Source organism: Mycobacterium sp. 1165178.9 (genome assembly GCF_001673555.1).
GTDB lineage: Bacteria > Actinomycetota > Actinomycetes > Mycobacteriales > Mycobacteriaceae > Mycobacterium.
In genome coordinates this window covers 1-8,406 of the sequence record NZ_LZMB01000167.1, presented here as the reverse complement: position 1 = coordinate 8,406, position 8,406 = coordinate 1, and the positions used below count along the sequence as shown (strand labels likewise).

At 67.7% G+C, this 8,406-nt stretch carries 9 protein-coding genes; 4 read left to right on the top strand and 5 right to left on the bottom strand.

The genetic code is table 11. The features are described from left to right. Window positions 1–463: DUF3000 domain-containing protein (locus A5652_RS08210; RefSeq protein ID WP_067349014.1), on the bottom strand; the 463-nt coding region annotated here is incomplete at its 3' end. A gap of 173 nt (window positions 464–636) precedes the next feature. Beyond that, window positions 637–1,446, bottom strand: a complete 810-nt coding sequence (locus tag A5652_RS08205; protein ID WP_067349011.1) for an enoyl-CoA hydratase/isomerase family protein — start codon at window positions 1,444–1,446, stop codon at window positions 637–639. A gap of 87 nt (window positions 1,447–1,533) precedes the next feature. Here A5652_RS08205 and hemE point away from each other — a divergent pair, with 87 nt between their 5' ends. From hemE to A5652_RS08185, 4 genes are read left to right on the top strand one after another with little or no spacing between them, the layout of a single operon-like run. Next, window positions 1,534–2,583 (top strand): uroporphyrinogen decarboxylase, encoded by a 1,050-nt coding sequence (gene hemE / locus A5652_RS08200; RefSeq protein ID WP_067349009.1) that lies wholly within the window; start codon window positions 1,534–1,536, stop codon window positions 2,581–2,583. Beyond that, entirely contained in the window at window positions 2,580–3,956 is a 1,377-nt protein-coding gene (locus A5652_RS08195; RefSeq protein WP_067349006.1) for a protoporphyrinogen oxidase, read from the top strand. The genes hemE and A5652_RS08195 overlap by 4 nt, the downstream gene beginning before the upstream one ends. 5 nt (window positions 3,957–3,961) lie before the next feature. After that, entirely contained in the window at window positions 3,962–4,657 is a 696-nt protein-coding gene (hemQ, locus tag A5652_RS08190) for a hydrogen peroxide-dependent heme synthase (protein WP_067349003.1), read from the top strand. Beyond that, window positions 4,654–5,406: a class I SAM-dependent methyltransferase gene (locus A5652_RS08185; protein ID WP_067349001.1), complete on the top strand. Its 753-nt coding sequence runs from the start codon at window positions 4,654–4,656 to the stop codon at window positions 5,404–5,406. Before hemQ ends, A5652_RS08185 begins: the two co-directional genes overlap by 4 nt. Before the next feature lie 105 nt (window positions 5,407–5,511). Here the strand turns inward: A5652_RS08185 and msrB are convergent, their stop codons facing one another. The 3 genes from msrB to A5652_RS08170 all read right to left on the bottom strand — a co-directional run. Then, window positions 5,512–5,937, bottom strand: a complete 426-nt coding sequence (gene msrB, locus A5652_RS08180; RefSeq protein ID WP_067348998.1) for a peptide-methionine (R)-S-oxide reductase MsrB — start codon at window positions 5,935–5,937, stop codon at window positions 5,512–5,514. A gap of 9 nt (window positions 5,938–5,946) precedes the next feature. Further along, the gene (gene aftC / locus A5652_RS08175; RefSeq protein ID WP_067348996.1) at window positions 5,947–7,299 is read right to left on the bottom strand and encodes an arabinofuranan 3-O-arabinosyltransferase; all 1,353 of its coding nucleotides are present in this window, start codon (window positions 7,297–7,299) and stop codon (window positions 5,947–5,949) included. A gap of 28 nt (window positions 7,300–7,327) precedes the next feature. Beyond that, on the bottom strand, window positions 7,328–8,406 hold a 1,079-nt coding region (locus A5652_RS08170; RefSeq protein WP_067348993.1), incomplete at its 5' end, for an alpha/beta fold hydrolase.

The following is an 8,406-nucleotide window of genomic DNA, read 5'->3' as shown; positions in this document are numbered from 1 at the left end:
ATGACGCGCGCAGCTCGAGCTGGTGGGCGCGCGGCGGCCCGGAGATGTCTCCGTAGCGCACCGACGTGGTGGCGGTGACGGTGCCGCCCAGGGCGACGACTTCTTCCATGCGTGACTCCAGTGCCTCGACTAGCCAGCTCCACGCTACTTCGGGAAGCAGCGGGTCGACCGCCTCACTGGGATCAAGGTCGGCCTGGATGTAGGCAACCATGCGAATGGTGCCGTCCCACGCGTCGGCCCCTTCGGGGTCGTACAGCAGGATCAACCGTCCGAAGGCATCGCCGTCGGACCGCTCGGGAATGATGTCGCGATCGGGATGTTTGACCTCGGCGCCCAGGGCGTAGCTGTGGGGAGCCAAGCGTTGCGGCGGCCGGATGGGACCCAACTCGATCTCCGGCCGCACGACGACGGCGTTCATCGCCGCTACCGCTTCGCGGAATGGGGCCGGTTCGGATGGGGTCACTTGGCGCCGCTCCTGTTCATCCCGACCGTTCTGCGAAGTCACGGCACGGGTCACAGGGATCGACGGTAGACCTACAGCCCGACAGGCCGCGACAGGCGCGCCGGGTTTCAAACCCGCCGCGACCAAGCCGTTATCAGGTCTCCACCAAAGCTATATGTGCAGCTCAGGCGCACTCAGCGGGTGAAACGCGCCTGGCGTTTCTCGCGGTGCGCGGCCAGGCCTTCCTGCACGTCGGGGCCGCTGAAACTGAGGAATTCCAGGCCCACCGAGGTCTCGAAGGTGGGGCCCATCGTGCGATACCAGTGGTTGAGGCTGCGCTTGGTCCACCGGATCGCGTTCTGCGCGCCCTGCGCCAGGTTCTCGGCGATGCGGGTGGCAGTGGCCAGCACGTCGTCATCGTCGACGCAGGCAGAAACCAGCCCGATCCGCTCGGCTTCCTCGCCTAGCAGCGTCTCGCAGGTCAGCAGGTAGTACTTGGCCTTGGCCATGCCCACCAGCAGCGGCCAGCAGATCGCGGCGTGGTCGCCGGCCGCCACGCCGAGCTTGGTGTGCCCGTCGATGAGCTTCGCGGTCCGGCCCGCCACCGAGACGTCGGCGAGCAGGGCCACCACCAGGCCCGCGCCCACCGCCGGCCCGCGGATCGCCGACACGACGGGCGTGTCGCAGTCGATCATGTTGTGCACCAGGTCGCGGGCTTCGCGCATGATGCGGATCCGGCCCTCGTAGTCGTTGATGGTCTCGTCGATCAGGTCGAAGCTGCCGCCGGAGGAAAAGGCCTTGCCTTCACCGCGGACCAGGACGGCGCGCACGGCGGGATCGCGGTCGATCACCGGCCAGATGTCGGCGAGGTCGCGATGCATCTGCGGCCCCACCGAATTCAGCCCGGGAGAGTCGAGAACCAGAGTCAGCACCCCGTTCTCACCGAGCTCGCAGCGCAGGCTGGGAAACTCGTCGTAACTCGCTGGGGGCTGACTCACCGGCATCCGATGCTCCTGACGTTCAAACGGTTGCGGTCGTTGATAGTACGCAGCGGCGTCCGGTGTTCTCCGGCCATGGCAGCATTGAGGCTGATGAGTACTCGCCGCGACCTTCCCGAGTCGCCGTATCTCGCGGCCGTGACCGGCCGCAAACCCAACCGGGTGCCGGTGTGGTTCATGCGGCAGGCCGGTCGTTCGCTGCCCGAATACCGGGCACTGCGGGCCCAGACCGACATGCTGTCCGCCTGCTTCGACGCCGAGTTGGTCTGCGAGATCACGCTGCAGCCCGTCCGCCGCCACGACGTCGACGCGGCGATCTTGTTCTCCGACATCGTGGTGCCGCTGCTCGGTGCCGGCATCGACCTGGACATCGTCGCCGGGGTCGGGCCGGTGATCGAGTCGCCGGTGCGCACCGCGATCGATGTTGCGGCGATCAAACCCCTTGAGCGGCAACGCGTTCAGCCGATTTCGGATGCGGTTTCGCTGCTGGTGTCCGCGCTCGGCGCCGTGCCGCTGATCGGCTTCGCGGGTGCCCCGTTCACCTTGGCGTCCTATCTGATCGAGGGCGGTCCCAGCCGGCACCACGCGCGCACCAAAGCGATGATGCTGGCCGAGCCCGACACCTGGCATGCGCTGATGGAGAAGCTGACTGCCATCACCGTGGGCTTTCTGCGGGTGCAGCTGGAGGCCGGGGTGGACGCCATCCAGGTGTTCGACTCGTGGGCCGGGGCGCTATCCCTCGCGAACTACCGGACTTACGTGCAGCCGCACAGCACTCGCGTGTTCGCCGCGCTGGCCGACTACGGCGTACCGATGACCCACTTCGGGGTCGGCACTGCCGAACTGCTGGGCGCCATGTCGTCGGTCGGTGCGAACGTGGTGGGCGTGGATTGGCGAACGCCGCTGGCCGACGCGGCCACCCGCGTGCAACCTGGTACGGCGCTGCAGGGCAACCTCGATCCGGTGGTCGTGCTGGCGGGCTGGCCGGTGGTGGAACGCGCGGCACGCGCCGTCGTGGACGACGGCCGCCGCGCGATCGACGCGGGGGCCGCCGGTCATGTTTTCAACCTCGGCCACGGCGTGCTGCCCGAAACGGATCCGGGCGTGCTGACCAACCTGGTGTCGCTGGTCCACTCCCTATGAGTTCCACCTCGTATTGCGTTGTGGGGGGCGGCGTTTCGGGTCTGACGGCCGCATACCGGCTCCGCATGGCCGCCGGTGACGACGCGGCGATCACGCTGTTCGATCCGGGAGACAAGCTCGGCGGGGTCCTGCGCACCGAGGTGGTCGCCGGGGTGCCGATGGATCTGGGTGCCGAGGCGTTCGTGCTGCGCCGCCCCGAGATGCCGGCGCTACTGAGCGAACTGAATCTGTCTGAGCGCCAGCGTGTTTCGACCGGCGCACGCCCGCTGATCTACAGCCGGCGAGAGTTGCGCCCGCTGCCGGCGGGCACCGTGGTCGGGATCCCGTCGTCGGCGGCGTCGGTGGCGGGACTGGTCGACGACACCACCGTCGCCCGCATTGACGCCGAACCCGCCCGCCCGCTGGTGTGGGAACCGGGCAGTGATCCCGCGGTGGCCGACCTGGTGGGTGAGCGCTTCGGCGAGCAGGTGGTGTCCCGGTCGGTGGATCCGCTGTTGAGCGGGGTCTATGCGGGCTCGGCGGCCACCATCGGACTGCGCGCGGCCGCCCCGACGGTGGCGGCGGCGCTCGACCGCGGCGCCACCAGCCTGACGGACGCCGTGGGACAGGCGTTGCCGCCGGCCACCGGCGCGCCGGTCTTCGGGTCGCTCAACGGGGGATACCAGGTGCTGATCGATGCGCTGGTCGCGCGCGCTCGGCCGCGCTGGGTGCGCGCCGCGGCTTCGCGGCTCGAGCCCGCCGACGCCGGCTGGACGGTGATCGACGACACCGGCGCTCGCTGGGCCGCCAGTGCGGTGATCCTGGCCGTGCCGGCGGGGGAGTGTCGCCGCCTGCTGGCCGAGATCGCCCCGAGCAGCGAAGCCGCCGCCGCGCGCGTCAGCAGCGCGTCGTCCGTGGTGATGGCGCTGGCCCTGCCGGGCGATACCGCGTTCCCGGAATGTTCGGGAGTGCTGGTGGCCACCGGTGAGCCGTTGCGGGCCAAGGCCATCACGCTGTCGTCGCGCAAATGGGGTGGTGCCGGTGACGCGCAGCTGCTACGGCTGTCGTTCGGTCGGTTCGGCGATCGCGTGGCGGCCGAAACATCCGACGATGAGCTGCTGACCTGGGCGCTGGGCGACCTGACCACCGTGTTTGGGCTGGCCGTCGATCCCGTCGACGTCCGCATCCAGCGCTGGATCGACGCGATGCCGCAGTATGGGCCCGGCCATGCCGACCTGGTCGCCGAGGTGCGCGCGGGGCTGCCCCCGACGCTTGCGGTGGCTGGCGGCTACCTCGACGGCATCGGCGTCCCTGCCTGCGTCGGTGCGGCCGGGCGCGCGGTCGAGCGTGTGATCAGGGCCATCGGAGACTTGGACGCGCAGGTGGCACGATAGGTTCCATGGCCAAGCTCGACTACGACTCGCTCAACTCCACGATCCGCTACCTGATGTTCTCGGTGTTCTCCGTTGAGCCGGGTGAGCTCGGTGACGAGCGGGACGACGTCATCGATGAAGCGTCGACGTTCTTCAAGCTGCAGGAGGAGCGCGGCGTCGTGGTGCGCGGCCTGTACGACGTCGCGGGCCTGCGCGCCGACGCCGACTTCATGATCTGGACGCACGCCGAACGCGTCGAGGCGCTGCAGGCCACCTATGCCGATTTCCGGCGCACCACGGCGCTGGGGCGGGCCAGTTCGCCGGTGTGGAGCAGCGTGGCGTTGCATCGGCCGGCCGAGTTCAACAAAAGCCACATCCCGGCGTTCCTGGCCGGTGAGGAACCCGGCGCCTATATCTGCGTGTATCCCTTTGTGCGGTCTTACGAGTGGTACCTGCTGCCCGACGAGGAGCGCCGCCGCATGCTCGCCGAACACGGCATGGCCGCACGCGAATACAAGGACGTCCGCGCCAACACGGTCCCCGCGTTCGCGCTCGGCGACTACGAATGGCTACTGGCCTTCGAGGCTCCCGAACTGCACCGCATCGTCGACTTGATGCGCGAACTGCGTGCCACCGACGCCCGCCGGCACACGCGCGAGGAGACGCCGTTCTTCACCGGCCCCCGGGTTGCGGTCGAGCAGCTGGTGAATGCCCTGCCATGACAACGCCTTTCGATCCGACCGATCCCACCCGCTTCGAGGAGATGTACCGCGACCAGCGGACGTCGCATGGTCTGCCGACCGCCACACCGTGGGACATCGGCGGCCCACAGCCGGTAGTCCAGCAGCTCGTCGCGGTGGGCGCCATCAAGGGTGAGGTGCTCGACCCGGGCACCGGCCCGGGCCATCACGCCATCTACTACGCGTCCAAGGGATATTCGGCGACCGGCATTGACGGCTCGGCGGGAGCAATCGAGCGGGCCCGGGAGAACGCCCAAAAGGCCGGGGTGTCGGTCAATTTCGAGCTGGCCGACGCGACGAAGCTGGACGGGTTCGACGGCCGGTTCGACACGGTGGTCGACTGCGCCTTCTACCACACCTTCAGCACCGAGGCCGAGCTGCGCAGGTCCTATGTGCGGGCGCTGCACCGTGCCACCAAGCCGGGCGCGCGCCTGTACATGTTCGAGTTCGGTGAACACAACGTCAATGGCTTCAAGATGCTGCGATCGTTGTCCGAGAACGACTTTCGCGACGTGCTTCCGGACGGTGGCTGGGAGATCACCTACCTGGGCACCACCACCTACCGGGTCAACGTCAGCGTCGAGTCCATCGAGGCGATGGCCCAACGCAACCCGGACATGGCCGATCAGGCGGAGAAATTGCTGGAGCGGTTTCGGGTGATCGAGCCGTGGCTCGAGGGCGGCCGGGCACACGCCCCGTTCTGGGAAGTGCACGCCACGCGGGTGGACTGAGTGGTGGCGCTGACGTCGCCGACGGCCCACCCGCTTTGCAAGTCGCGACACGTAAACCTCTGCGACGACACGCCGAACACCTGTCGCGGAACAAAGCCGCGAACGCTATCCGCCCGCCGGCACCAGCCGCAGCGACACCGAGTTGATGCAGTAGCGCTGATCAGTCGGCGTCGGGTAGCCCTCACCGGCGAATACGTGGCCCAGGTGGCTGTGGCAGTTTGCGCACAGCACCTCGGTGCGCGTCGTGCCCATCGAATGGTCGGGCCGCAGGATCACGGCGTCGGATTCGGCCGGGTCGAAGAACGACGGCCAGCCGCAATGCGATTCGAATTTCTCGGTGCTGCGAAACAATTCGGCGCCACAGGCCCGGCACTGGTAGACGCCTTCGGTTTTGGTGTCCGTGTATTCACCGGTGAAGGGCCGCTCGGTACCGGCTTGGCGCAGCACGTGGAATTCTTCCGGGCTGAGTTTCTTGCGCCACTCGTCGTCGCTGAGTTGCACCTTGGGCTGCGACACGTCGGGGGAGGTCATGCATCCACGCTAGCTCGAATGGCGGTTACCCGCCGCTTCCGGCTGCGCTGCACCTGCGGCCACCGCGTCGTGCTCGTGCTCGGCCGTCAGCCACCCGGGGTCGATGCCGTCTTCCAGCCGGTTCTCGGCCTTGGCGTCGAGGTAGCGGAAGAGCAGCACGGTGAAGGCGACGATCAGCAGCAGCGACCAGCCGTAGGTGATCTTGAGGTAATGCAATGCGCGGCCGTATCGCATGTACTTGTAAATCAGCCAGTCGTCGAGCGCCATGAAGCCATAGATTCCGAGCCAGGCCGGCCAGTTGCGGATCAGCGAGTTACGCAGCACCACCGTCATCAGGAACGGGAACAGCATCATCGAGTAGTAGCCCTGCGCCAGTGACGACACCAGGAATGACCACAGCAGCAGCACACCCGACGAACTGGTGAACCAGAACAACGGGTCTCGGGTGCGGTAGTAGCGGTACAACAGCCACATCGCACCGATCATCAGCAGGGTGAACAGGATCCGCATGAACACGATCAGCCAGGTGGGCAGGCCGAAATACACGCCGTTGCCCTCGACGGAGCTGTTGAAATAGTCCCGGGTGCCCAGGAAGTAGGGCACCGTTTTCGTGACGAAGTCCATGGGATCGCTCACCAAAGGCCATGCGGCCACGTTGACCACCACGGGGACCGCGATGGCCGGCACCAGCGTCCGCCACTGGCGATTCAGCAGCGGCAGCAACAGCAGCGGGCCCAGCACCGGTTTGAGCGTGAGCGTCAGGCCGATCACCAAGCCGGCCCACCACTGGCGCCCAACCCTCCCGTCCAGCAGCCAGCGGAAGAACAGCACTTCCGCCAGGAGCACACAGCCGTTGATATTGGTGAACACCAGCGTGCTGGTCACGCTTTCCGTGCAGAACATGGCCAGCAGCAGCGCGGGCGCGGCCACCGAAGACAGCGCGAATTTGAACATCCGCAGCAGCAGATACCAGGCGATCAAGATGGCCACGGCGTTGATCAGGATGAACAGGTAGCGCGACGGCGTGAAGGGCAGGTATCCGAACGGCGCCATCAACAGCGTGCCGCCCGGCGGGTACAGGTAGTGCGGGTCGACGTAGTCGAAGTGCTCGTTGTAGATGTCCCAGCCGTGCCGGAAGTTGAGGACCGCGCGGTACACCGGCTTGAAATCGTCGGTGATATTGCCGTTGAGGCTGAGGATGATGCTGCGGTGCAACACCGACATGATGGCCACCGGCCACAGCACCATCCGCAGCACGGTTGATGTGCTCAGCGGGCCGGTGCGGGGACTAAAGGCGGCCAAGGTCCAGTCACGCAAGCCGGTTCGGGTCGATTCAGCTGCCGTCACCAGCGCACCGTACACCGGCGCCCACGCACGCCGGAAAGCAGCGTCAGGCCGGGCAGTACGTGTCGGTGTTGGGCAATTTGCCGCTGCTGAGGTAGCCGATCAGCGGCGGAACGGCGCAGCCCGAGAAGATGCTGGCGCCGTGGCCGATGCCCTGCCACATGACCCGCTTGCTGGCGGCGTTGGCGTTGATGATGCTGGCCGCGGTCGCCGCGACGCCGTCGCTACCGACGATCGGGTCGCTCTGCACACCGAGCAGCAGCACGTCGACCTTGAGTGCCTTCGGGGTGGGCGGCGGTGAGCCGGTGGGCCAGTGCACGCACTTGACCATGCTGAGCGCGGCGACGGTACCGAAGTCGGGGTAGAGCTTGCCCCAGGCGACAACGAGTTCGCGCACGCGGTCGGGCGTGGGTCGATTGACCGCGTCGCTGCACACGTTGACGAACTGGCCATCGGAGTCCTGGATCGCGTTGGCGTGGTTGATCAGGTTGTTGAGCGCGTTGGAGTCGCCGGAGCGAGCGCCGGCGAGCGCGTTGGCCAGGTTGGTGGTGGCGTTGACGCGGCCGCCGGTGGGATAACCGAGCGCGACGGTGATGGCGTTGGCCACCTGCGCAACCGACGCGCCACCGGGGCCCTTCCCCGACCGGGCGTCGGCCAGCAGGGCACTGACGGCGCCCTTCGGGTCCGCTCCCAGCGCGCAGCTCACCGCGATGCACTGCGCCGCGAAGGCGTCGAGGGCGGCCTGCTGCCCTTTGACGCGTTGCTCGGCGGCGGCCTCAGCGTTGGTGCCCAACGCAACCGGTGAGTCGAGGATCAGGCGGGCCACCTTGTCCGGCCGCGATCCGGCGTAGGCCAGCGCCACCTGCGCGCCGTTGCCGATGCCGATCAGCGCGAGGGCGGGCACGTCCCACAGCGTGCGCAACCGTTCGATGTCGGAGGCGGCGTGCGCGTCGTCGTAGGAGGACGCGTTCGGTCCGATCCCGACGGCGTCGCCACAGTTGGTAGTGGCGGTGTTGGAGATCTCGGAAAGGTTGGCCACCGGGTCGTCGCCGGTCTGGAATTGCGACTGGTCGCGCATCTGCTGACGGTCGAACTTGTCGCGGCAGTCAATGGGGCTCGACATCC

What these genes read in the sequence shown, in the direction of transcription:
- A5652_RS08205 (WP_067349011.1), bottom strand. Translation starts at nt 1,446, where the DNA reads ATGCCGGTGAGTCAGCCCCCAGCGAGTTACGACGAGTTTCCCAGCCTG.
- hemE (WP_067349009.1), top strand. Translation starts at nt 1,534, where the DNA reads ATGAGTACTCGCCGCGACCTTCCCGAGTCGCCGTATCTCGCGGCCGTG.
- A5652_RS08195 (WP_067349006.1), top strand. Translation starts at nt 2,580, where the DNA reads ATGAGTTCCACCTCGTATTGCGTTGTGGGGGGCGGCGTTTCGGGTCTG.
- hemQ (WP_067349003.1), top strand. Translation starts at nt 3,962, where the DNA reads ATGGCCAAGCTCGACTACGACTCGCTCAACTCCACGATCCGCTACCTG.
- A5652_RS08185 (WP_067349001.1), top strand. Translation starts at nt 4,654, where the DNA reads ATGACAACGCCTTTCGATCCGACCGATCCCACCCGCTTCGAGGAGATG.
- msrB (WP_067348998.1), bottom strand. Translation starts at nt 5,937, where the DNA reads ATGACCTCCCCCGACGTGTCGCAGCCCAAGGTGCAACTCAGCGACGAC.